The following is a 22,373-nucleotide window of genomic DNA, read 5'->3' on the forward strand; positions in this document are numbered from 1 at the left end:
GCCGGGGTGGGGGCGGCCGGAGCAGGCGCAGGGGGCGTGGCCGGGGCGGCCGGAGCAGGGGCCGTGGCCGGGGCGGTGACCGGCGGGGCGACGGCGCGGGCGATCAGGGCCTGCGCCTCCGCGTTGCCGGGCTCCCGCTGCAGGGCCGCGGCCACCTGGGATATCGCGTCCTGGGTGAGCCCCGCTTCGAGGAGGAGCTGGGCGAGGTGCAGGCGCAGGGGCACATCGTCGGGCGCGGCGTCGACGGCCGCGCGCAGGCTCTTGATGAGCGGGGACTCTTCGGGCATGGACCAAGGGTAAGCGGGGGTGCGGGGCGGCTTCCTACTTGGACTGGGGGTGCCCGCCCTGCCAGTGTTTGTCACCCTTGCCGCCGTTGTTGCCACCGTTGTTACTGCCGTTGCTGCCATCGCTGCCGCTACTGCCGCCGTTGTTACCGGTGGGCTTGTCGCCACCGCTGCCACCGCTGCCACCGCCGTTGGTGACGCCGCTCCCCGAACAGTCGCCGAGCACGCTTGCGGTGAAGACGGTCTTCCCGTCGACCTTCGCGGTGAACTTCCCCTGCACGCAGGAGTCGTCGTAGAGGCCGGTCACCCGCCCGTAGACGATGATCTTCTGGCCGCCGGTGGTGCGGCCGTCGCAGTCGACGCCGACGGCGGTGACGGGGCGCGGCGACCCCTTCTCGGTCACGCCGGGGTCCTCGGCCTTGCCCGTGCAGGTGAGCCACTGCACGGGATATCCGTCGTGCTCAAGGCGGGCGGTGGCCCGCTTGTCCGCGTTCACGGCGACGATGACCGAGTCCAGCCCGCCGGGCCCCTCCTGACGGCAGCCAACGAGCCCCACGGCCGCGGTGCCCGTGAACACCACCGCACCAGCTGCACACAGCACCGATCGTCCCCGTAGGCGCACCAATGCCCGCATACGCGGCAGTTTCCCACTCACGGGGGCCGGGCGGAAGGCCCGCACGGGGGCGCGGGCGGGCGAGCGGGAGCCCGATCAGCGCCCCTCGTGCGCCAGTTCGGATGCGGCCGTGAATGGCAAGAAGGCGGTGACCGCCTGTCTCGTTTCGTGCTGTTCGCCCGATCCCCGATCGGACAGACTCTGCTCGAATCGAGGAGTCCATTTCCCTCGACGCACCTGGCACCCCGAAATACGGGATTCCCATCATTCGAGGAGAATCATGAGGGGTTCACGGATAATGGTTGCGCTACTGGGGGCATTTGCGCTCCTGACGGGCGGCGCGGCAGGAGGAATGGCGGGCGGAATAGCCGGTGGAATAGCGGGTGGAACGCCGGCGGAGGCCGCGGCGCCCGCGCCGCGCCCGGGACTGGACGGCAACGGCTCCCTGATGGAAGGCAGAGTGTTTCACGATGCTTCCGGTCTGGTGACCGTCGGCGTCTACGAACTCAAGGGAGGAAGCCCCCAGAGCATCTGGACGGAAGCGAAGGTAAGGGTTCCCGACCCGGACATGATCGTGATCGGCGGCGGCGCGACCGGGACGAACTGGCCCGAGGGCGCGTACCTGACCGCCTCCTACCCGGACTGGGACAAGAAGGCCTGGGTGGTGAGCTCGAAGGATCACATCAACCGTAACGAGCACATCCTGACGGCGTACGCCATCGGCTTGAAGATCCGGGGCATCTCGGCCTACGACCTGGCCGACATGGTGAAGATCAGTCCGAGCAGCAATGTGTACGGCCAGTACCCGAGCGCCGAGATCGGCGTCGGATCGAACGACTACGCACTCGTCGGCGGCGGCTTCCGGATCGACTGGCAGGGGTGGGGCAACATGGCCACCGCCTCGTACCCGAACCCGCAGTCGGGCTACAACTCGTGGGTCGCGAGCTCGAAGGACCACCTCCACGTGTCCCCGGCCTCCATCACGTCCTACGCCATCGGACTCCCGAGATGGCTCCCGCAGATCGGCCGCAGCCTCCAGGCCCGCACCACGACGGCAGCGTCCTTCGAATCGAACAAGCCCGGCGTGGACATCGACGTGGAGGACGGCTTCGCGCTCACCGGCGGGGGCGGGCTCGTCGAGCGGCACAACGGCGCGGGCAACCTGATCTGGAAGATGGCGCCGAGAATACATCCGAACCCGGGCTTCGATGTCGCCTCCAAGGAGCATAATCAGCCCGACACGGCGACGATCAGGGCCTATGCGCTGGGGATCCGGATCGTCTGAGGCACTGTGCAGGCTTTGAGCCTTGTTGCCGGCGCGAAGAACGCGCCGGCAACTAGGCCTACTGCCTACTGCCTACCACTGATTCACCACCGGCTCACCGCCGGGAACTCAGTGGAAGACCCATTTCTGATTGGTCCACCCGTTGCAGGCCCAAAGCTGGACCTTGGCACCGTTGTTGGGGATGGTGTTGGTGTCGCCGTCGAGGCACTGAGAGCCCTGGGCGTTCTGGAGGTTGCTGCCGTTCCACATCCAGATCTGGTTGTTCCACCCGTTGCAGGCCCAGAGCTGCACCACGGCCCCGTTGTTGGGGATGGTGTTGAGGTCGCCGTCGAGGCACTGCGAGCGGTAGCCGTTCTGGATGGTGTAGTAGCCGACGGGCCGGTTGGGCACGGGCGTCCAGTACCAGCTCTGGTTGTCCCAGTTGTTGCAGCCCCAGAGCTGCACCTTCGCACCGTTGTTGGGAATCGTGTTGCGGTCGCCGTCAAGGCACTCGTTGCCGAGGTTGTTGGTGAACGCGGAGGTGCGGTAGACGGCGTTGACGGCGGGCCTGCCGGAGGACCCGATGCCGGGCAGCCCGGCAACGGATCTGACGTCGACCACGGCCTTCCCGGCCGCGGGCCCGGAGAGCGGCTGAGGGACCTGCGCCCCGGCCCCGGGGGCCAGAGCGAACCCGACGGCACTCAGCCCGGCGGCAATACCGATCACTGCGCGGAAGTCGTACACGTTCGCCTCTTCTCCGACGAGGGGATGATGCCGGGGCCATCCGGCCACAAGGCTCATGCACAGACCAGGGCACGAGGCGAAGTAAACAACCAAATTCCGGACGAACTAAGCCGGGTTAAACCCCAGGCGCCCCACCGATACGATGAGGCACCATGCGCATAGCGATCCCCGTCTTGTTCGCAATAGGCGGCCTGGCAACGGTCGTCTTCGGCCTGCGTCTCCTCTTCAACATCGGCGGTGCGGCCGACTCTCACGCGGCCATGGCCCGCGCGAGGTCCGAACGGATCTACCGCCGCCTGACGGGCTCCAACAGCCTGACCATGCCGTCCGTGACCCACCAGGGCCTCACCACGACGAACTTCCGCTTCAGGGGCGCGGCATTCACCGTCGCGGGCCTCGTCATGCTGACGGCGAGCACATTCCTCCTGCTGCTGCGCCTCTGAAGTCGTTCAACTAAGTGGCGCCACCGTGCCGCCCGCGCCCCAAGCACCGCGAGCTCAGCGCATTTCACACCGGGCCGCTAAGAGGCCGTCTGCATGAACACCACGACCGGCCCGTCGTCGGTGTCCAGCACACTAACGTCGAATCGCTTCAATGGGAATTCCCTTCCGAGGGCCGCTTCCCAGGAGTAAGCCACTGCTCGGGCAATATCCCAAAGCGCCTCGTCCTCTTCAGCAGTGTTACCGCAATTGACAGCATACCCGACCACAAATCGATTGAGTACAGACTCGACCCTCCGGACGTCACCGTCAAGCCGCGCATACCAGTCATCGAAATTCTCCGGAGTGTACGAACGACGCCGGATAACACAGCCGCGAACCTCAACAAATTCGGGGTTCATCAGATGTGCGAAGGAAAGCCACATCCCCACCGTACAGTGCCGATTCAGGAAGTCGACGAAGTCCAGTTCACCCGTATAGCTGTCGATCCAGGACTTGATCTCTGGATATTCATCAGGATTCATGAATCTCGTTCCTAGGTGCCCGGAATGGGTATTTCATCCGGCCTGGCCGGCCTGGTGTCCTTACTCCAGTTGTAGTAGACCTTGCCCGTCTTGGGATTTACATGCTTCTCCATCTCCACGACGTGTGGCGGCGGAACCCCATTGTGTACAGCGGAATCGGGATCGACGTCCACCCGCTTGGCCATCACACCGTCGGAGTCGTATACCGCATATGCGGTGACGCTTCCGTCCTGCTTGCGCCGAACCAGCACCTCTCCCGGGTCGGCAGTCTGCGGGAAGCGTCCTCGTTGGTGGGTCGCCGTGGACAGGTCTACGCCGCACTGCAAGCCCAGGACGTCGACCAGACCATGCGGGTTACTCACATAGCGGTGATGGTTCGGCGCCGGTTCCAGTCCCAGCGGGTCGGGGCTGGAATATGCCGCCGTCTCCAGGTCGTAGTGACGGAAATAATTATAGTTCCAGCCTGTTTCTTGGTCGGCGTACTGCCCAGGGAAGCGTAGTGCACAGTCGGCAGCCTCAGCACCCGCTGCAGGTAGGGCAGTGCCCCAGAGGCCGCTTCGTCGCTGCCACACAATGCCACCATCAGGGGTGACCAGTTCGGCGGGTGTGCCGACCACATCGGTGATGACCGTATAAAAACGGGCCGCATGATCGACGTGAGACTCTTCGGCAAATTGGGTTATGAGGGATTCACCGGCCGCGCGAACAAGCGGTCTGTGATCGGTTTGGGCGACAGGGCGATGGGTTCCCGGTGCATAGTCCCAGGTTGTGACCGCGCCGTCGGCAGCGGTGACTTCTGCGAGACGCGTGTCGTCCCAGCTGAAAGTGATCTCTTCGTCCAGGGAGCCGTCGTCCGCCAAGCGCTGCTTTGATATGCGGCGGCCGAGCGGATCATAGCCATAGCGCCAGCACTCGCCATCCGGCGTGACCGTTTGAATAAGACGGTCGTTGGCATCCCACGCATAGGACCAACTACGCACCTGCCCGTTCAAGAGCTTGCGCATACGGCGGATCACACGCCCCTGAGCGTCGTGCTCGTATGCGGTACGCCCAGCACTCCGGACGAGCGTACCGTCATACTTGCGCTCTCCCGGAGACGCGTGCATGGGAGCTTGGGCATATGTCAAGTTGCCCGCTTCGTCGTAGGCGTACGCCTCCGCCCAGCCGTGGGCGTGAACCGCAGTGACGCGACCCATCTTGTCGATGTCGAATCGCCGTGTTCCGGCCGTCAGTTCACGTATCTCGGTGAGGTGGCCGTCCGCGCGGTAGGCGTAGGAGCGGTGCTGTAGGAGGCGGTCGGCCCCTGGCTGATGATGAGTGACGATCTGGCCGGCAAGGCGGCCGCTTCCATCCCATGTCTGGTGCAGGGAGACATCACTGCCGATCCGGCGCTCTGTCTCGTGCCCTGCCGCATCGTAGGCAAAGCCCAGCATCCCGGCTTCACTGCGCAGTCCGGAGGCGAACCCCTCCGCGTCATACGACCAATCGCTGACGAGTCCGGACGGTGTGCACCGCTGTGTCCGCCGGCCCACTGCGTCGTAGATGTGGGTGGTTGTACGTCCGTTGACTGTCTCGCGCAACGGGCGACCGAGCACATCACGCTCGATGCTGATGCGGGCATCCGCATTCACTGCGCTGATCAGACCGCCCATGGCGTCATAGCCATAGGTCGTGATCTCGCCCGCATCACTCTGCCTTTCAACGACACGGCCAAGCGCGTCACGGGTGAACCGAACCCTCTCGCTCGCGCCATTCGTCCGCGAAGCGAGGCCACCCACAGCATCATGGGCATACGTCAGAGTTCGGCTGTTGAAATCGGTTTCCGAGACGAGCCTTCCGGCAGCGTCATACTCGTACGACCAATTCAGCCCTTGGGGGTTGCGGACGCTTGTAAGCCGCAACTCCGTGTCGTACTGGAAGGCGTAGGCCGCGCCATCCGGGTCGACCCGAGAAGCCGGCAGATCAAAGTGCGTCATGGTGTACCGCGTGGTGTTCCCCGCGGGATCGGTATAGCTGATGAGGTTTCCCTCGGCATCCCGCAACCAAGCCTCACGGGCGCTTCCAGGGGCTTCGCGCCAGCCCAGCTTCCCTTCGGTCGTCCACCCCATCCGAGTCACGCTACCCAGAGGGTCGGTGACCTCGATGATGCGACCGAAGACGTCACGGCGGACTGTGGTGCTACAGCCCCGTCGGTCAGTAACAGCTATCGGCCGACCGGCGGAGTCGCACGCGACTCGGGCGGTGCAGCCCAACGCATCCGTGACGGATGTCAGATGCCCATGGTCGTCATAGGTGTAGCCGGTAACTTCGTCTGCGGGGTCCGTAGTGGTGAGGAGGTTGCCGCGGTCGTCGTACGTGTGGCGCCACGTCGCGCCGCCCGGTTCCGTGACCTCCACCGGCCGGCACAGGTCGTTGTACGTCGCCGAGGCCGCCGAGCCGTCCGGCAGGGTCACCCGGGTGAGGTTGCCCGCTTCGTCGTACGCGTAGTGGGTCGTGCGGCCCAGCGGATCCGTCACCGAGAGGCGGTCCGCGCCCCTCTCGTCCCACTTGGTCAGCGTCTTGTGGCCGAGGGGGTCGGTCTCCTCCGTGACGAGGGCGTCCGCGTTGTAGCGGTACGTGCGCTCGTGGCCGAGGGAGTCCGTGACCGTGGTCGTGCGGGTCGCGGGGTCGTGCGCCAGCCTGCCCGAGAGAAAACCGTCACTCCCCTCCGTACGGACCACGCGGCCGGACGCGTCGTACGTGTAGCCGTACGACGATTCGTTGCGGTCGGTCCAGGAGGTGATCCGGCCCTCGGCGTCGTACGTGAAGCGCAGGGGCTTGCCGCTGGAGTTGGTGACCTCCGTGAGGTTGCCCGCGTCGTCGTAGCCGTAGCGGATGAGGGTCGTGCCGCGGCCGGGGGCGGTCGGGGGCTCGTACGGGGACGGGGGCTCGTCGAGGAGGCGGAGGGCCGTGACGCGCGCGCCCGCCTCCCCGATGACCTCCGTCTCGACGGCCACGTACGAGCCGCCCGAGTGGCGGATCCCGGTCGGCGTGCCCGTCGCCGTGCGCTCGAAGTCGATGCGCGCGCCGTTGCGGTCCTCCACGCTCTCCAGGGGTAGTTGGAGGATGCCCGGCTCCTCGGTCGGGACCAGGCCGCCGAAGGTGCGGGTGATGCCCGTCTGGGGGTCGGTGATGGTCATGACGCCGCCGGGCGTGCCGTCCCAGGTCAGGGGCCGACGCGGGCCCTTCACCGGCAGGACCGGCTCGCCCGGCGCGGGCACCGGATAGACCAGGCGCATGCCGTCCGCGGCCGCGTAGACGACGCCGTCGCCGTCGAGCTGGACGCGCTCGTCAAAGGTGGAGGCCCAGGTCGGGCCGAACCAGGCGCCCGCCCGGTACGAAGAGACGTGCGTGCGCTCGACGACCAGCGGCAGCGCTCCGGGCAGGGTCACGTCCGTCGCCGGCAGGAGCATGGCGCCGGTCGCGACGTCGATGGGGTCGAGGGCGCAGTCGATGTTGCCGGGGAGGCGGGCGGCCTGGGCGAGTTCGGCGTCCATGGGGCGGACGCCCTTGAAGAGGTTGCGGTAGCCGCCCGCGGCGCCGGCGTTCTTCGCGATGCTGCCGAAGCCGCCGAACATGCCGCCGTAGAGCATGCCGTCGTTGGCGGCGTTGCCGGCCTCGGTGAAGTCGAGGCCGTCCTGCCGCCCCTGCGCGATCCTGATGGGCTGGGCGACGGCCAGGTTGACCGTGACGGACTCCAGGCCGCCGAACGCCGCCGCGGCCAGCGTCACGCCCGCCACTTCGGCCACGGTCGTGGACACGGCGATGCCGAGCGCCGCACCGGCCTCCACGATCGCCGTCGCCGCGGCTCCGGCGGGGCCGGCGAGGGCGCCGCCGGTGGCCATGGCGACCACGACAGCGGCTCCCAGGACGGCGACGTCCTCAATGATCTTGCCCCAGAGCTCGTGCATCGCCTTGTCGACCGCTGCGGCGAGCTTCTCCAGCCCGTCCGCCATCTTCTTCGACGACTCGGCGAGGTCGTGCAGCCAGCCGTCCTCCGTGCCCTTGGCGTACCGGTGCCAGAAGACCTCGAAGGCCTCGATCGCCTCACCCTTGTTGTTGTGGATGAGGGAGGTGGCCTGGTTGTTGACGGGGGTACGGACCTTCTCGACCTCGCCCGCGAACTTCCGCCACGCCTTGGCGGCCTTGCGGAGCTTGTCGGCATCACCGTCGGGCCAGTAGAGACCCATGTACTCGACGAGGAAGTGCTGGACCTTGTGCTTGACGCTCACTTGCCGCTACCGGCCTTACCGGGGTCCCCGCCCTTGACGCCGCCCTTCGAGAACATCCCGGCGATCAGCTTGTCGTTCTCGATGTGGCCGTCGGACATGTCGACCATCGCCTCGTGGATGCTCGCCAGGCCGGCGACGAGGATCTTCGTGGCGTTCTCGACCTTCTTCCGGGCGGGCTCGTACGACTCCCCGAACTGCCTGCCCTGGTCGTCCGCGCCCCACGGCTTGCCGAGCCCGTCGAGGGTGTCGGTCAGCTCCGCCAGGGCGTCCCGCAGCTTGCCGCTCTGCTCACTGAACGCCGGCGCCGCGGACTTCAGGTCCGCGGTCTTGATGTCCAGGATCTTGCCGTCGCCGGAACCGTCACCCATAGCCGCCGCCTCCCCATCGAACGCCCCGCCGATCCGGCCTCACATAATCGCACGGCGGTTCGGGGTGGTCGGGGGTATGAGGGTGCGGGGTGTGACGGAGCGCCACTTCATTGGTTTTCGGTTGCTGCATGGGCGGCTTGCGGGGAGGTGGGGGTGGTCGTCAGGGCAGGCTGGCAGCAGGGGGAGGGGTGGGGGGTGCGGCTACGTCGGGTGTCCGGCGGGTCGTGGGCGGTCGGCCGCCGTACTCGTGCCGTCACGGATGACGGGCGCGTGAGGAGACCTTGCGCATAGGTCGTGGCCGGCGGGGAGCTGGCAGCTGCCGCGATGTGGCCGGGCCCGTCGTGGGCGCTTCGCTCAGCGCGGGTGAGCGTCGTGGTTGCGCGGCCGAGTGCACGTGGAGTGTGGCTGGTGAGGGGCGGGTTGTGTGATGGGGGAAGTGGGGTGAACGGTCGGCGTCCTCGGGCCACTTATCCGCCGCGCGGGCCCTGGGGCGGTGGATTTCCGTGCTCTTCCGCCACCCACGGGGAGAAGGTGGGGTCGGAGAGGCGCGGGTCGATGGGTGGGGACGGCGAGGCTCGCGACTGACACTCCCAGCCCGCTTCTACGCCGCCCATGGCCGCCGGGCCGGTTGACCTCCGCGCCGAGCCCCCACCCATCCGCACTCGCCCGCTCAGCCACGACGCAACCCGCGCTGAGCGAAGCGCCCCCACCGGCCCCCGCCACATCGCGGCAGCAGCCAGCTCCCCCTCAGCCCAGGCCGATGGGGAGGTCTCCTCACGCACCCGCATCCGCGACGGCACGAGTACGGCGGCCAACCGCCCACCGGGTGACGGACACCCGATAACGCGCAACCCCCCACCCCTCCCCCCGCTGCCAGCCTGTTCTGACGGCCACCCCTACGCGCCGCCGACGCTCGCCGTGCGGACCGTGCCGGGCTGCGTGGGCGCCGTCCGACCAGCAGCGCTCAGTGATTCACTTCGCCCTCACCATTGCACGTCGCGCACGGGGCTTCGTGCTGCCAGCCCTCCTCGTCCTCCCACTCGATCTTTCCGCTTCCCTGGCACGAGGAACACAGCGGCATCTGTTCCGGCACCCCGATCCGCTCGCACACGTCGTAGACGGCGTCCTCTTCCAAGAGGACCGCGTTCACCCCCGGCGGGGCGTTCTTCGTGACCTTGACCCGCAGACGGCCTTTCCACATCCCGGCGACAACGCCCTCGATCCCGTCGACCCACCCCGAACCGCTCGCTTCGACCCGGATCCTGTCGCCATCCCGGACAGCCACTGCCGATCACTCCCATCGCCCCGTTCCCGTCAGGGAACCATGCTGGTGCTCACGGTCAGCGGCAAACAACCCTCCCACCACGGCAACTCGGGGAGCAGCAGGGCGGCGTAACCCGTGAAGCGGCGGGTTCCGCAGTGGTCGCAGCTCGCCGCGTCCCCCTCCCGCGTCCAGCCCGCCGCGTGCATGCACCTCGGCATGAGCCTGCCCACGGTCGCGGTCATCCCGTCGCCCCTTGCGGGAGCCAGTGCGTGGTACGGAAGTGACGGCGCAGGGCGATGCCCGCGTGTACGGCCTCGTCGCCGCCGCTGCACCTCGCTTCGGCCTGCCGCCATGCGGCCTTCAGCTCTGCGCACGTTGCGCAGCCGGCCAGGGGGGTGGCCGATGCGGCGTGCCGTTCGGGTTCGGGCAGTTCCACGACGTGGCCGCCCACGCTCACCTGCAGGCGGCCCCCTTCGTCCCCGCGCAGCCTCAGCCGCAGCGTGTCCCCGGCGTGCGCCGGGGCGCCCACGATGAGCTCGGACGTCAACCTCTTGGCTTCGTCCGCCAGTTCCGTCATGCGGTGCTCCGTCAGGACGGCCCGCAGGGTGGCCCTCGCGACGGCCAGTGCGCTCGGGTCGCGCGGCAGTTCCAGTACGTACGTCCATGGCTGCGTTACGGATACGGTGGCCATGCGAGCCTCCTGGCGCGAATGTGGGTTTAGGCCACGGCAAGTGGCCTGCACCACACGGTAGAGGCTTGCGCGGACTACAGTCCGCGAAATGAGCGGACTGCAGTCCGCTGCAACCTGATCGAGCGATGATGCACATTCACGTGCGAAGCAAGAGGAGCGCGATGCCGCCCAGCATGCCTCTACCGACCGTGCGTCGACGCCGCCTTGGCGCGGAGCTCCGCAGGCTTCGGGAGCGCACCGACCTGTCTGCCACGGAGGCGGGTGCCCTGCTGGGCATCACGCAGTCGCGCATCAGCAACATCGAAGCCGGACGCTACGGCGTCAGCGCCGACAGATTGCGTGCCCTGGCACGCACCTACGACTGCTCGGACGAGTCGCTCGTCAACGCACTTGCCGCCATGACGGGGGAACGCAAACGCGGCTGGTGGGAGGAGTACCGCGAGCTGCTGCCTTCGATCTTGATCGACCTCACCGAACTTGAGCATCACGCCACTGCACTGCGTGTCACCCAGGTGGTGAACATCCCTGGGCTGCTCCAGATCCGCGAATACGCCCGCGCCATCTACCAAGAGGCAGTCCCTGCACTCCTGCCCCACGAGATCGAGCACCGGATTTCCCACCGGATCAAACGCCAGGCAATCCTCTACCGGGAGAACCCGCCGCCCTACGAGGCGGTTGTCCATGAGGCCGCTCTACGGATGCAGTTCGGCGGGCCCGAGGTCACCAAGAAGCAGCTCAAGCACCTCATCGACATGAGCGAAGGGGAGACCGTAACCGTCCTGGTGATCCCCTTCGGGGTGTCGTTCCCTAGCACCGCCGTGGGGATCGACTACTTCCACGGCCCGGTCCCCCAGCTTGACACCGTCTCTGTCGATATCGCCTACAAGGACGCGTTGATCGATGCCCCCGCACAACTGGAGAGGTACAGCGCAATGCTCAACAGAATGCGATCAGTCGCCCTCAAGCCCGAGCCGTCACGCGACCTTATCCACCGCATCGCCGAAGCCATCTGAGAGGAGTCGGATGTGACCGCATTGCACTGGCAGAAGTCGACCTATAGCGAGCACGGCAACTCGTGCGTCTTCCTCGCCGCAACCCCCACCGGCGCCGTCCTCCTCCGCGAGAGCGAAGCCCCCGACGCCATACTCACGACGAGCCCGGCGGAACTCCGCCCCCTCATAACCCGCATAAAAACCGGAACGCTCAGCGCGAGCGCCCCCCGCTGACCCGGCGGCCGCCGGTACCCCCGTATCCGGCGGCCGGCCTCGGTTCTTCCGAGGTCAAGCGTCGCCCACGGCAGGTGCCCGTCACCATAGGAAGATCTTCCTACGGCAGCCGCACGCCGACGGACCTCAGGCCACCGCCGGTCGTGGTGCGGCCGCCGACGCAAGTGCTAGCTTGGGGGTGCGCGCAGTCAGGGCGAAGCAGTAGCGGCTGCACGTAGAGACCCCCGCCTCGGAGGGCTAGTCCGCGACGAGGGTCAACCGAAAGAGAACGGACGGCGTGTGGCCGTGAGCCCTCAGTATCGGTGAGGACTGACGGTCACCGTCCGATCAGCCACCTCCCGAACTCGCGGATCACCGCGCAGATACGCCCGAGAAGCGACTTCTTCCGGTGGCGTCCCATGGGCGCCCCCTCCCTACAAGCGCACCCTGCCCGGGGGTGCTCCGGAGGACGCCCACGCCGGGCGCCCTGGGCGAGCGTCCGGAGAGGTGTTCACGTCCTCGTGGGAGGGGGCGCACTAGGTGCGCCACGGGCGACAATATCGTCTACAGACAGCCGAGTTGGTTTCGTGTCATCCGTTCAGGTGGTTCACGCGACCAATCCCTCCGCCCGCGCCACCACCAGCGTCGACACCCGGTTGTTCGTGCCGAGCTTGCGGTAGATCCGTTCCAGGTGGCGGTTCACCGTGTGCGGGGAGATGGCGAGGCGGCGGGCGATGGCCGCCGCTGTCAGGCCTTCGGCGAGCAGGCCCAGGACCGTCGCCTCGCGGGGCGTCAGGTCGCCGGCCACCGCCGGCGCCCCCACGCTGCGGAGGCGTTTCATCTCGGCCAGGTGGTGGCCCATGGTCTGGATCACCGGCTGGAGGCGTCTCAGGAAGGTGAGGTCGTGGGACATGAAGTCGCCCCGGCGGCCCAGGAGGGCGACGCACATGTTGCCGTTCACCTGGGTGAGCGGCACGCCGACCTGCTGGGTGACGCCGAAGTCGCGGCGGGCCTCGCGGTACCAGTTCGTGTTGCGCCAGCCGTCGCAGATGTCGGCGATGTTGACCGGCTCGGTCTCGCTCAGCCCGTACTCCAGGAGGGGGTGCCGCTGCTGGATGCGGCGCTGGACCAGGCCGTCCACGACGCGGCTCAGCGGTTCGGGCGCCCAGCCGACGACCGCGCCCGTGCCTTCCTCGACCCGTACGTGCGAGAAGGTCGCCGAATCGCAGCCCAGTGAGTCCAGCAGTTGCCGGGCCATCACGTGCCAGGCCGCGTCGACGTCCTCGTTCTCCAGGACCGCGACGACGAGATCGAGCATCTGGCCGTAGTCCCGTGTGCGGAGTTGTGCTGCCATGGCAGAGCTCGCTCCCCCCTCGTGACCCCCGTCATCCCCGTTCCTTACGACGTTCCCCCGAGATCAAACCCTTCGCGCCGCGCGCCGCCCTCAGGACCAGCGGCCCGTCCGCCCCAGCAGCAGCGCCGTGGCCGCCGTCCCCGCGGTGGAGGTGCGCAGGACGCTCGCACCGAGGCGGTACGGCTTCGCGCCCGCCTCGGCGAACGCCGCGAGCTCCTCGGGGGAGACGCCGCCCTCGGGGCCGACGACGAGGACGATGTCGCCCGTGGCGGGCAGCGGCGCCGTGGCGAGGGGGGCGCTGTGGCCCTCCTCGTGGAGGACGGCGGCGAAGGCCGCGTCCGCGAGGAGCTGCGCGACCTGCCGGGTCGTCATCGGTTCGCTGACCGTGGGGAAGCGGAGGCGGCGCGACTGCTTGCCGGCCTCCCGCGCCGTGGCGCGCCACTTGCCGAGGGACTTCAGGCCGCGGTCGCCCTTCCACTGGGTGATGCAGCGGGAGGCGGCCCAGGGGACGACGGCGTCGACGCCGGTCTCGGTCATCGTCTCGACGGCCACCTCGCCGCGGTCGCCCTTGGGCAGGGCCTGGACGACGGTGATGCGGGGCTCGGGGAGCGGCTCGGAGCGTACGGACGTCACGGCGACGTCCAGGCGGTCCTTGCCCTCGACGGCGGCCACGGTGCCGAACGCGCCCGTGCCCTGACCGTCCGTCAGCCCGATCTCCTCGCCGACCCGCAGGCGGCGGACGGAGACGGCGTGGCGGCCTTCCGGGCCGTCCAGGGGGAAGACCGTGCCGGGGAAGACCCCCGTCAGGGCGTCCTCCTCGACCAGGAACACCGGCGCTGTCATGACTTGCTCCCTCGCATCTCGCTCAACTTCCCCCGGGCCGTCTCCAGTTCCCCCAGCAGGACCCGTAGCAGCTCCGCCGCCGGCAGCGGCCTCGCCAGGCGGTGGCCCTGGCCCGCCCACAGGTTCATCGCCTGCGGGTCGCCCGCCGCCGCGGCGGCCTTGCGCAGCCCCGCCGTCAGGTAGTGGACCTGGGGGTAGGCGGCGGGGGCGTACGGGCCGTGTTCCCGGATGAAACGGTTCACCAACCCCCGGGCCGGGCGGCCCGAGAAGGCCCGGGTCAGCTCCGTACCGGCGAACATCGGGTGGGTCAGGGCCTGCTTGTGCAGCGCGTGGGCGCCGGACTCCGGGCAGGCCAGGAACGCGGTGCCGAGCTGCGCGGCGCAGGCGCCCGCGGCGAGGACGGCGGCTATCTGCTCGCCGCGCATCAGGCCGCCGGCGGCGATCACGGGCAGGTCGACGGCCTCCCGGACCTGGGCGAGCAGGGGCAGCAGACCGAGGCCCGCGCCGGTGCCGTCGGCGTGCGGGTCGTCGCGGTGGGTGCCCTGGTGGCCGCCGGCCTCGACGCCCTGCGCGCAGACGAGGTCCGCTCCGGCCTCCTGCGCGGCCTGTGCCTCGGCGGCGGAGGTGACGGTGACCACCGTGACCGTGCCGGCGGCGCGGAGAGCTGCGACGGCCTCCGCCGAGGGGCGGCCGAAGGTGAAGGAGACGACCGGCACGGGGTCGTCGAGGAGGATCGCGAGCTTGGCGTCGTAGGCGTCGTCGCAGCCCTGGTCCCAGTCGCCGAGCGGCGTCTCGTACCAGGCGGACTCGCCGGCGAGCTGCTCGGCGTAGACCTCGACGGCCGCCGGGTCGGCGGCGGGCGGCTGGGGCATGAACAGGTTCACACCGAAGGGTGCGGCGGTACGGGCCCGGAGCTGCTTGATCTCCTCGTACATCGCCGCGGGCGTCTTGTAACCGGCGGCCAGGAAGCCGAGGGCGCCCGCCTCGGAGACCGCGGCCGCGAGGGCGGGCCCGGAGGCACCGCCCGCCATGGGGGCCTGCACGACCGGGTGCCGGCACAGTCCGGCGAGCGCGGAAGCCACCCTGGGTTCGTAAGCCATGCACACATCGTGTCACAGGCGATGACAAACGCCGGACGGGTCCGCTACGGGCCCGTCCGGCGATCGTCGATGATGCGATTGTGGCGCTCAGCCGGTGCGGCCGCGGCGCCCAGCACCCGCCAAGAGGACGGGTCCGGGCGGCCTCAGCGCCCGTTGAACGCGTCCTTCAGCCGCGAGAACAGCCCCTGCTGCCCCGGCTTGAACTCGCCCATCGGCCGCTCCTCGCCCCGCAGCTTCGCCAGCTGCCGCAGCAGGTCCTCCTGCTGCGGGTCCAGCTTGCTGGGGGTGATCACCTCGACGTGGACGACGAGGTCACCGCGGCCGCCGCCGCGCAGGTGCGTGACACCGCGCTGGTGCAGCGGGATCGACTGGCCGGACTGCGTGCCGGGCCGGATGTCGATCTCCTCGATGCCGTCCAGCGTCTCCAGCGGCACCTTCGTGCCGAGGGCCGCGGCCGTCATCGGGATGGTGACCGTGCAGTGCAGGTCGTCGCCGCGGCGCTGGAAGACCGTGTGCGGCTTCTCGTGGATCTCCACGTAGAGGTCGCCGGCGGGGCCGCCGCCGGGGCCGACCTCGCCCTCGCCCGCGAGCTGGATCCGGGTGCCGTTGTCGACACCGGCCGGGATCTTGACCGTGAGCGTGCGCCGCGACCGGACGCGGCCGTCGCCGGCGCACTCCGGGCAGGGGGTCGGCACGACCGTGCCGAAGCCCTGGCACTGCGGGCACGGCCGGGAGGTCATGACCTGGCCGAGGAAGGAGCGGGTGACCTGCGAGACCTCACCGCGGCCGCGGCACATGTCGCACGTCTGGGCGGAGGTGCCCGGGGCCGCGCCCTCGCCGCTGCACGTGGTGCAGACGACGGCGGTGTCGACCTGGATCTCCTTGGTGGTCCCGAACGTGGCCTCGTCGAGGGTCACTTCGAGACGGATCATGGCGTCCTGGCCGCGCCGGGTGCGCGAGCGCGGGCCGCGCTGCGACGCCTGTCCGAAGAAGGCGTCCATGATGTCGGAGAAGTTGCCGAAGCCCGCGCCGAAGCCACCGGCTCCGCCACCGCCGCCGCCGGACGCCGAGAGCGGGTCGCCGCCGAGGTCGTAGACCTGCTTCTTCTGCGGGTCCGAGAGCACCTCGTAGGCGGCGTTGATCTCCTTGAACCGCTCCTGCGTCTTCGGGTCCGGATTCACATCCGGGTGCAGCTCGCGGGCGAGGCGGCGGAAGGCCTTCTTGATCTCGTCCTGCGAGGCGTCGCGCCGTACGCCCAGGACCGCGTAGTAGTCCGTGGCCACTTACGACTCCGCCAGGATCTGTCCGACGTAACGTGCCACTGCGCGTACCGCTCCCATCGTTCCGGGGTAGTCCATGCGGGTCGGTCCGACCACGCCGAGTTTGGCGACTGCCTCGTCGCCCGAACCGTAGCCGACGGCGACGACCGATGTGGAGTTCAGTCCCTCGTGAGCGTTCTCATGGCCGATGCGCACCGTCATCCCGGAGTCCTTGGCCTCGCCCAGCAGCTTCAGCAGCACGACCTGCTCCTCCAGCGCCTCCAGCACGGGCCGGATGGTCAGGGGGAAGTCGTGCCCGAAACGGGTGAGGTTGGCGGTGCCGCCGATCATCAGCCGCTCCTCGGTCTCCTCGACGAGCGTCTCCAGCAGGGTGGCGAGCACCGTAGAAACGGTTCCGCGGTCCTCCTGCTCGAAGGACTCGGCGAGATCCGAGACCAGCTGCGGCACGTCCGTGAACCGGCGGCCCACGACGCGGCTGTTGAGCCGGGCGCGGAGGTCCGCCAGCGAGGTCTCCCCGATCGGGGCCGGGCAGTCGATCATGCGCTGCTCGACCCGCCCGGTGTCGGTGATCAGGACGAGCATGACGCGGGCCGGCGCGAGCGAGAGCAGCTCCACGTGGCGCACCGTCGACCTGGTCAGCGACGGGTACTGGACCACGGCGACCTGCCGGGTCAGCTGCGCCAGCAGGCGGACCGTGCGCCCCACGACGTCGTCCAGGTCGACGGCGCCGTCCAGGAAGTTCTGGATGGCGCGCCGCTCCGGGGTCGACAGGGGCTTGACGCCCGCGAGCCGGTCGACGAAGAGCCGGTAGCCCTTGTCGGTCGGGATGCGGCCGGCGCTGGTGTGCGGCTGGGCGATGAAGCCCTCCTCCTCCAGCGCGGCCATGTCGTTGCGCACCGTGGCCGGGGACACGCCCAGCCGGTGCCGCTCGGTGAGGGCCTTGGAGCCGACCGGCTCCTCGGTGCCCACATAGTCCTGGACGATGGCGCGCAACACCTCGAGCCTGCGTTCGCTCAGCATCGCGCGCACCTCCAAGTCCAGACCGTCTTACGGGGCCGATCCTGGCACTCAGTGGTGGTGAGTGCCAAAGCCCTCCAGCCAGTGTACGGCCGTGCACCACAGCCAGGGCAAGAGCCGTCCGCGCCGCGGCGCCCGCGGCCCTCGGGAAGAACTGCCGGACGGGCAACCGTACCGCGCTCCCGCTAGCGTCCTGGTATGGACAGCGGTCAGCAAGGCCAGGGGGCGGAAGCGCGGTGGGAACGGCTCGCGCCGGGGGTCGCGCGCCGCCGAATGCCTGTGTGGGACGCCACAGTAGGAGTGATCGTGGGCAGTACGGGCGTGCTGCTCGTGGACACCGGGGCGACGGTTGCGGAGGGGGCGGAGCTCGGGCACGAGGTGCGCGAGCTGTTCGACCGGAGCGTGACGCATATCGCTCTTACGCACCCCCACTTCGACCACGTATTCGGCACGGCCGCGTTCCCGGGCGCGGAGGTGTACGGGGCCGTCGGCGCCGCCGAGCTGATGCGGCGCGAGCGCGAGGAGCTGCGCCTGGACGCCGAGCGGTACGGGCTCGCGCCCGGCGCCGCGGCGGAGGCCGCCGAGCGCCTCGTCGTGCCCCGGCACCCGGTCAGCGGGGAGCTGACGCTGGACCTGGGCGGGCGGCAGGCCCTCCTCGCCAACCTCGGGCCCGCCCACACCGCGCACGACCTGGCGGTCTTCGTCGCGGGCCGCGGCGGAGCGCCCGAGGTCGTCTTCTGCGGCGACGTCGTCGAGGAGTCCGGCGAGCCCCAGGCCGGGCCGGACGCCCTGCCCCGGCGGTGGCCCGCGGCCCTCGACCGGCTGCTGGCGCTCGGCGGCGAGGACGCCGTGTACGTGCCCGGGCACGGGGCGGCGGTGGACGCGCGATTCGTACGGGCGCAGCGGGACGCGCTGGCGGCGCGCTTCGGTGTGTCGTGACCGCCCGCGCCGTGTCGTAACCGCCCGCGCCGCGGGAACAATGATCTCCATGCGCAGCAGACAGTACGGCCCCGATCTCACTCCCCCGTGGAAGAAGCAGCAGCCCGCGCCCGAGGTGGCCGCGGACGTCGATCTCGTGGTCGAGGAGGTCACCACCGGTTTCTGCGGGGCGGTGGTCCGCTGCGAGAAGACGGCGCAGGGGCCCGTAGTCACCCTGGAGGACCGCTTCGGCAAGCACCGCGTCTTCCCGATGGAGCCTCGGGGCTTCCTGCTGGAAGGGCGCGTCGTCACCCTCGTGCGGCCCTCGTCCGCGCCCGCCCCTCAGGGGCCCGCGCGGACGGCGTCCGGCTCGATCGCCGTCCCGGGCGCGCGGGCACGCGTCGCCCGGGCCGGGCGCATCTACGTGGAGGGCCGCCACGACGCGGAGCTCGTCGAGCGGGTGTGGGGCGACGACCTGCGCATCGAGGGCGTGGTCGTCGAGTACCTGGAGGGCGTCGACGACCTCCCGGCGATCGTCCGCTCCTTCGCCCCCGGGCCGGACGCGCGGCTCGGCGTCCTCGTGGACCACCTCGTGCCCGGCTCGAAGGAGTCGAGGATCGCGGCGGAGGTGACGGGCGAGCACGTCCTCGTCGTGGGTCACCCGTACGTGGACGTGTGGGAGGCGGTCAAGCCCTCCTCCGTGAGGATCGCGGAGTGGCCGCGGGTGCCGCGGGGGCAGGACTGGAAGACGGGGGTCTGCGAGGCGCTCGGATGGCACCCTGTGAACACGGGCGCCGCGTGGCAGCGGATCCTTTCGGGCGTGCGCTCGTACAAGGACCTGGAGCCGGAGCTTCTGGGGCGGGTGGAGGAGCTGATCGATTTCGTGACGGCGGCTCCCGATCCGCGCTGACGCGCGTCGTCCTCAAGCGCCGGACCGGCTGAAAAATCAGCCTGTCCGGCGATTGAGGACCGGGGTCCGGGGCGGAGCCCCGTGTCAGTCCACCAGGTCGCGGACCACCGCATCCGCCAGCAGCCGGCCCCGCAGCGTGAGGACCGCGCGCCCCCGCTCGTACGGGCCGGGGTCCAGCAGGCCGTCCGCCAGGGCCCGCGCGGCCGCCGCCGCGCCCGCGGGGCGCAGGAGCGACAGCGGGCAGCCGTCGATCAGCCGCAGCTCCAGCAGGATCCGCTCGACCCGCCGGTCCTCGTCCGCCAGGACCTCCCGGCCCGCGCCCGGCGACCGGCCCTCGGCCAGCGCCTGCGCGTACGCGCCCGGGTGCTTGACGTTCCACCACCGCACTCCCCCGACGTGGGAGTGCGCGCCGGGGCCCGCGCCCCACCAGTCCGCGCCGCGCCAGTAGAGCTCGTTGTGGCGGCAGCGGCCGGCGTCGGACGTGGCCCAGTTGGAGACCTCGTACCAGGAGAAGCCCGCGGCCGTGAGCGCTTCCTCGGCGATGAGGTAGCGGTCGGCGTGGACGTCGTCGTCGGTCATGGGGACCTCGCCGCGGCGGATCCGGCGGGCGAGCCGGGTGCCCTCCTCGACGATCAACGCGTACGCGGAGACGTGGTCGGGCCCGGCGCTGACGGCCGCGTCCAGGGAGGCCCGCCAGTCGTCGTCGGACTCCCCGGGGGTGCCGTAGATCAGGTCGAGGTTGACGTGCTCGAAGCCGGCCGCGCGCGCCTCCGCGACGCACGCCTCGGGGCGGCCGGGCGTGTGCGTGCGGTCGAGGATCTTCAGGACGTGCTGCCGGGCGCTCTGCATGCCGAAGGAGATCCGGTTGAAGCCGCCCTCGCGGAGCTCGGCGAGGTAGCGCGGGTCGACGGACTCGGGGTTCGCCTCGGTGGTGATCTCCGCGCCGTCGGCGAGGCCGAACTCGTCGCGGATCGCGGCGAGCATCCGGACGAGGCCGGCGGCGGGCAGCAGCGTGGGCGTGCCGCCGCCGACGAAGACGGTCTCGACGGGGCGCGGGTCGTCGCCCAGGACCTTCCGTGCGAGGCGGATCTCCTGCTCGACCGTCTCGGCGTAGTTGTCCCGCGAGGCGAGCGCGCCGCCGGAGCCGCGCAGCTCGCTCGCGGTGTACGTGTTGAAGTCGCAGTACCCGCAGCGCGTCGCGCAGTACGGCACGTGCAGGTAGAACCCGAGCGGCCGCTGCCCGGCGCCGGCAAGGGCGTGACCGGGCAGGGCCCCGTCCTCGGGCATGGGTTCGCCGTCAGGCAGTACGGAAGGCATGGGTCCATTGTCCGGCATCGCCGGAGTGGACCGGTCGGCTCACGCTTCCCGGGCGCCCTCGTACATCTCGTCGATCAGGTGCTTGTACTGCCGCTCGACCGCGGGCCGCTTCAGCTTCAGGCTCGGGGTGAGCTCGCCGTGCTCGACGTCGAGGTCGCGCGGCAGCAGCCGGAACTTCTTGATCGTCTGCCAGCGCTGGAGGCCCTCGTTGACCCGCTGCACGTAGCCCTCGACGAGCTCGACGGTCCGCGGGTCGGCGACGACCTCGGCGTAGGGCTTGCCCGCGAGGCCGTGGTCGGCGGCCCAGGTCATGAGGGTGGGCTCGTCGAGGGCGATGAGGGCGGTGCAGAAGTTGCGGTCGGCGCCGTGCACGACGGCGTTGGAGACGAAGGGGCACAGGGCCTTGAAGCGGCCCTCGATCTCGGTCGGTGCGACGTACTTGCCGCCCGAGGTCTTGATCAGGTCCTTCTTGCGGTCGGTGATGCGCAGGTAGCCGTCGGGGGACAGCTCGCCGATGTCGCCGGTGTGGAACCAGCCGTCGCTCTCCAGGACCTCGGCGGTCTTCTCGGGCAGGCGGTGGTAGCCGGCCATGACGCCGGGGCCGCGCAGGAGGATCTCGCCGTCGTCGGCGATGCGGACCTCGGTGCCGGGCAGGGGCTTGCCGACCGTGCCGGTGCGGTAGGCCTCGCCGGGGTTGACGAAGCTGGCGGCGCTGGTCTCGGTGAGGCCGTAGCCCTCCAGGATGTGGATGCCGGCGCCGGAGAAGAAGTAGCCGATGTCCGGGGGGAGCGCGGAGGCGCCGGAGACGCAGGCGCGCAGGCGGCCGCCGAAGGCCTCACGGATCTTGGCGTAGACGAGGGCGTCCGCGACCTTGTGCTTGGTGGCGAGCCCGAAGGGGACGCCCGCGCTGCCGGTGCGGCGGAAGTTCTCCTGCGAGGCCTTGGCGTACTCGCGGGCCACCTCGGCGGCCCAGCGGAAGATCTTGTACTTGGCGCCGCCGCCCTCGCGGGCCTTGGCCGCGACGCCGTTGTAGACCTTCTCGAAGATGCGCGGGACGGCCGCCATGTAGGTGGGGCGGACGGCCCGGAGGTTCTCGGCGATCCGGTCCTGGCGCCCGTCGACGGCGGTGACGTGCCCGGTGCTGATCTGGCTGCACGTCAGCACCTTGCCGAAGACGTGCGCGAGCGGCAGCCACAGGAACTGCACGTCGTCGGGGCGGACCATCCCGGTGGCCTGGATGGCGCGGGCCATGTACGACCAGGTGTCGTGGGGCAGGCGCACGCCCTTGGGGCGGCCCGTGGTGCCGGAGGTGTAGATGAGCGTGGCGAGCTGGTCGGCGCGCAGGGCCTCGATGCGCTCGCGCACGGTTTCGGGCTCGGCCGCCAGGCGGGCGGCGCCGCGCCGCTCCAGCTCGGCGAGGGAGAGCACCCAGCCCTCGGGGTCGCCGTCGGCGGGGACGGCGTCCTCCTCCTCGACGACCACGACGTGCACGAGGCCGGGCAGGTCGGCGCGGTGCTGCCGGGCCTTGGCGAGCTGGGCCGCGTTCTCGGCGATGAGCACCCGGCTCTCGGAGTCGGAGAGGATGAACGCCGTCTCCTCGGCGTTGGTGCTGGGGTAGATGGTGGTGGTCGCGGCCCCGGAGCAGAGCACTCCGAGGTCGGCGAGGATCCACTCCACGCGGGTGGACGAGGAGAGGGCGACCCGCTCCTCGGGGTGCACGCCGAGGTCGACCAGGCCCGCGGCGATCGCGAAGACGCGCTCGGCGGCCTGGCCCCAGGTGAGCGAGGCCCAGGTGTCGGGGCCCTGGCCGGAGGGGGCGGGGACCGGGTAGCGGTAGGCCTCCGCACCGGGGGTCGCCCCGACGCGTTCGAGGAGGATCGACGCCACGGAGGGCGGCCGGTTCTCGATCAAAGCCTGTGTCTCGCTCACGGCGTCCTCCGGGGCCCGATGCGTTGCTGGTGACTCA

The 22,373-nt window shown here is 70.0% G+C and carries 22 protein-coding genes; 6 read left to right on the forward strand and 16 right to left on the reverse strand.

The features are described 5' to 3' along the window. Positions 1-287, reverse strand: a 287-nt coding sequence (locus tag B7P34_RS23960) for a tetratricopeptide repeat protein (RefSeq protein ID WP_146166906.1), incomplete at its 3' end; no start/stop codon positions are given. A 34-nt stretch (positions 288-321) separates the two neighbouring features. Further along, positions 322-861, reverse strand: coding sequence for a hypothetical protein (locus B7P34_RS23965; protein ID WP_146166907.1), 540 nt, complete (start codon positions 859-861; stop codon positions 322-324). Between the two features lie 496 nt (positions 862-1,357). Here B7P34_RS23965 and B7P34_RS23970 point away from each other — a divergent pair, with 496 nt between their 5' ends. Next, positions 1,358-2,182 (forward strand): hypothetical protein, encoded by an 825-nt coding sequence (locus B7P34_RS23970; RefSeq protein WP_146166908.1) that lies wholly within the window; start codon positions 1,358-1,360, stop codon positions 2,180-2,182. A 108-nt stretch (positions 2,183-2,290) separates the two neighbouring features. Here B7P34_RS23970 and B7P34_RS23975 read toward each other — a convergent pair whose 3' ends face one another. After that, the gene (locus B7P34_RS23975) at positions 2,291-2,905 is read right to left on the reverse strand and encodes an RICIN domain-containing protein (protein WP_189383005.1); all 615 of its coding nucleotides are present in this window, start codon (positions 2,903-2,905) and stop codon (positions 2,291-2,293) included. Between the two features lie 152 nt (positions 2,906-3,057). Between B7P34_RS23975 and B7P34_RS23980 the strand changes: the two genes are divergently transcribed. Further along, on the forward strand, positions 3,058-3,348 hold the full coding sequence (locus tag B7P34_RS23980) for a hypothetical protein (protein ID WP_106679661.1): 291 nt from the start codon (positions 3,058-3,060) through the stop codon (positions 3,346-3,348). Between the two features lie 77 nt (positions 3,349-3,425). Here B7P34_RS23980 and B7P34_RS36875 read toward each other — a convergent pair whose 3' ends face one another. The 6 genes from B7P34_RS36875 to B7P34_RS24005 form a co-directional block, all read right to left on the reverse strand. Continuing rightward, positions 3,426-3,869, reverse strand: coding sequence for a hypothetical protein (locus tag B7P34_RS36875; RefSeq protein WP_146166909.1), 444 nt, complete (start codon positions 3,867-3,869; stop codon positions 3,426-3,428). Between the two features lie 11 nt (positions 3,870-3,880). Beyond that, positions 3,881-8,140 (reverse strand): DUF6531 domain-containing protein, encoded by a 4,260-nt coding sequence (locus B7P34_RS23985; RefSeq protein WP_223268163.1) that lies wholly within the window; start codon positions 8,138-8,140, stop codon positions 3,881-3,883. Then, positions 8,137-8,508 carry a hypothetical protein gene (locus B7P34_RS23990; protein WP_106679663.1) on the reverse strand — a complete coding sequence of 124 codons (372 nt, stop codon included), beginning with the start codon at positions 8,506-8,508 and terminating at the stop codon, positions 8,137-8,139. Before B7P34_RS23990 ends, B7P34_RS23985 begins: the two co-directional genes overlap by 4 nt. Positions 8,509-9,472: 964 nt before the next feature. After that, complete coding sequence (locus B7P34_RS23995; protein WP_106679665.1) at positions 9,473-9,793, reverse strand: hypothetical protein; 321 nt, start codon at positions 9,791-9,793, stop codon at positions 9,473-9,475. A gap of 29 nt (positions 9,794-9,822) precedes the next feature. Further along, positions 9,823-10,014, reverse strand: coding sequence for a DUF6255 family natural product biosynthesis protein (locus tag B7P34_RS24000; protein ID WP_106679667.1), 192 nt, complete (start codon positions 10,012-10,014; stop codon positions 9,823-9,825). Next, positions 10,011-10,463, reverse strand: a complete 453-nt coding sequence (locus B7P34_RS24005) for a hypothetical protein (protein WP_106679669.1) — start codon at positions 10,461-10,463, stop codon at positions 10,011-10,013. Before B7P34_RS24005 ends, B7P34_RS24000 begins: the two co-directional genes overlap by 4 nt. A 161-nt stretch (positions 10,464-10,624) precedes the next feature. Here B7P34_RS24005 and B7P34_RS24010 point away from each other — a divergent pair, with 161 nt between their 5' ends. Continuing rightward, positions 10,625-11,476 (forward strand): helix-turn-helix domain-containing protein, encoded by an 852-nt coding sequence (locus B7P34_RS24010; protein WP_106679699.1) that lies wholly within the window; start codon positions 10,625-10,627, stop codon positions 11,474-11,476. A 12-nt stretch (positions 11,477-11,488) separates the two neighbouring features. Further along, entirely contained in the window at positions 11,489-11,689 is a 201-nt protein-coding gene (locus tag B7P34_RS39785) for a DUF397 domain-containing protein (RefSeq protein ID WP_106679671.1), read from the forward strand. Between the two features lie 586 nt (positions 11,690-12,275). On the opposite strand, the gene B7P34_RS24020 is transcribed toward B7P34_RS39785, so the two are convergent. The 5 genes from B7P34_RS24020 to hrcA all read right to left on the reverse strand — a co-directional run bounded on the left by B7P34_RS24020 (position 12,276) and on the right by hrcA (position 17,265). After that, positions 12,276-13,022: a response regulator transcription factor gene (locus B7P34_RS24020; protein WP_106679673.1), complete on the reverse strand. Its 747-nt coding sequence runs from the start codon at positions 13,020-13,022 to the stop codon at positions 12,276-12,278. Positions 13,023-13,112: 90 nt separating this feature from the next. Continuing rightward, positions 13,113-13,865, reverse strand: coding sequence for a 16S rRNA (uracil(1498)-N(3))-methyltransferase (locus B7P34_RS24025; RefSeq protein ID WP_106679675.1), 753 nt, complete (start codon positions 13,863-13,865; stop codon positions 13,113-13,115). Beyond that, complete coding sequence (locus tag B7P34_RS24030) at positions 13,862-14,965, reverse strand: nitronate monooxygenase (protein WP_223268164.1); 1,104 nt, start codon at positions 14,963-14,965, stop codon at positions 13,862-13,864. Before B7P34_RS24030 ends, B7P34_RS24025 begins: the two co-directional genes overlap by 4 nt. 143 nt (positions 14,966-15,108) lie before the next feature. Beyond that, positions 15,109-16,248, reverse strand: coding sequence for a molecular chaperone DnaJ (gene dnaJ, locus B7P34_RS24035; protein WP_106679679.1), 1,140 nt, complete (start codon positions 16,246-16,248; stop codon positions 15,109-15,111). Further along, positions 16,249-17,265 carry a heat-inducible transcriptional repressor HrcA gene (gene hrcA, locus B7P34_RS24040; protein WP_030366537.1) on the reverse strand — a complete coding sequence of 339 codons (1,017 nt, stop codon included), beginning with the start codon at positions 17,263-17,265 and terminating at the stop codon, positions 16,249-16,251. Positions 17,266-17,535: 270 nt separating this feature from the next. On the opposite strand from hrcA, the gene B7P34_RS24045 reads away from it, so the two are divergent. Then, positions 17,536-18,201 (forward strand): MBL fold metallo-hydrolase, encoded by a 666-nt coding sequence (locus tag B7P34_RS24045; protein WP_106679681.1) that lies wholly within the window; start codon positions 17,536-17,538, stop codon positions 18,199-18,201. Between the two features lie 49 nt (positions 18,202-18,250). Beyond that, entirely contained in the window at positions 18,251-19,090 is an 840-nt protein-coding gene (locus tag B7P34_RS24050; RefSeq protein WP_106679701.1) for a DUF3097 domain-containing protein, read from the forward strand. A gap of 84 nt (positions 19,091-19,174) precedes the next feature. On the opposite strand, the gene hemW is transcribed toward B7P34_RS24050, so the two are convergent. Further along, entirely contained in the window at positions 19,175-20,407 is a 1,233-nt protein-coding gene (hemW, locus tag B7P34_RS24055; RefSeq protein ID WP_106679683.1) for a radical SAM family heme chaperone HemW, read from the reverse strand. Between the two features lie 39 nt (positions 20,408-20,446). Beyond that, entirely contained in the window at positions 20,447-22,336 is a 1,890-nt protein-coding gene (locus B7P34_RS24060) for an AMP-dependent synthetase/ligase (RefSeq protein ID WP_106679684.1), read from the reverse strand. Between the last annotated feature and the right edge of the window lie 37 nt (positions 22,337-22,373).

The sequence above is a fragment of the Streptosporangium nondiastaticum genome (assembly GCF_003011965.1).
Taxonomy (GTDB): Bacteria; Actinomycetota; Actinomycetes; order Streptomycetales; family Streptomycetaceae; genus Streptomyces; species Streptomyces nondiastaticus.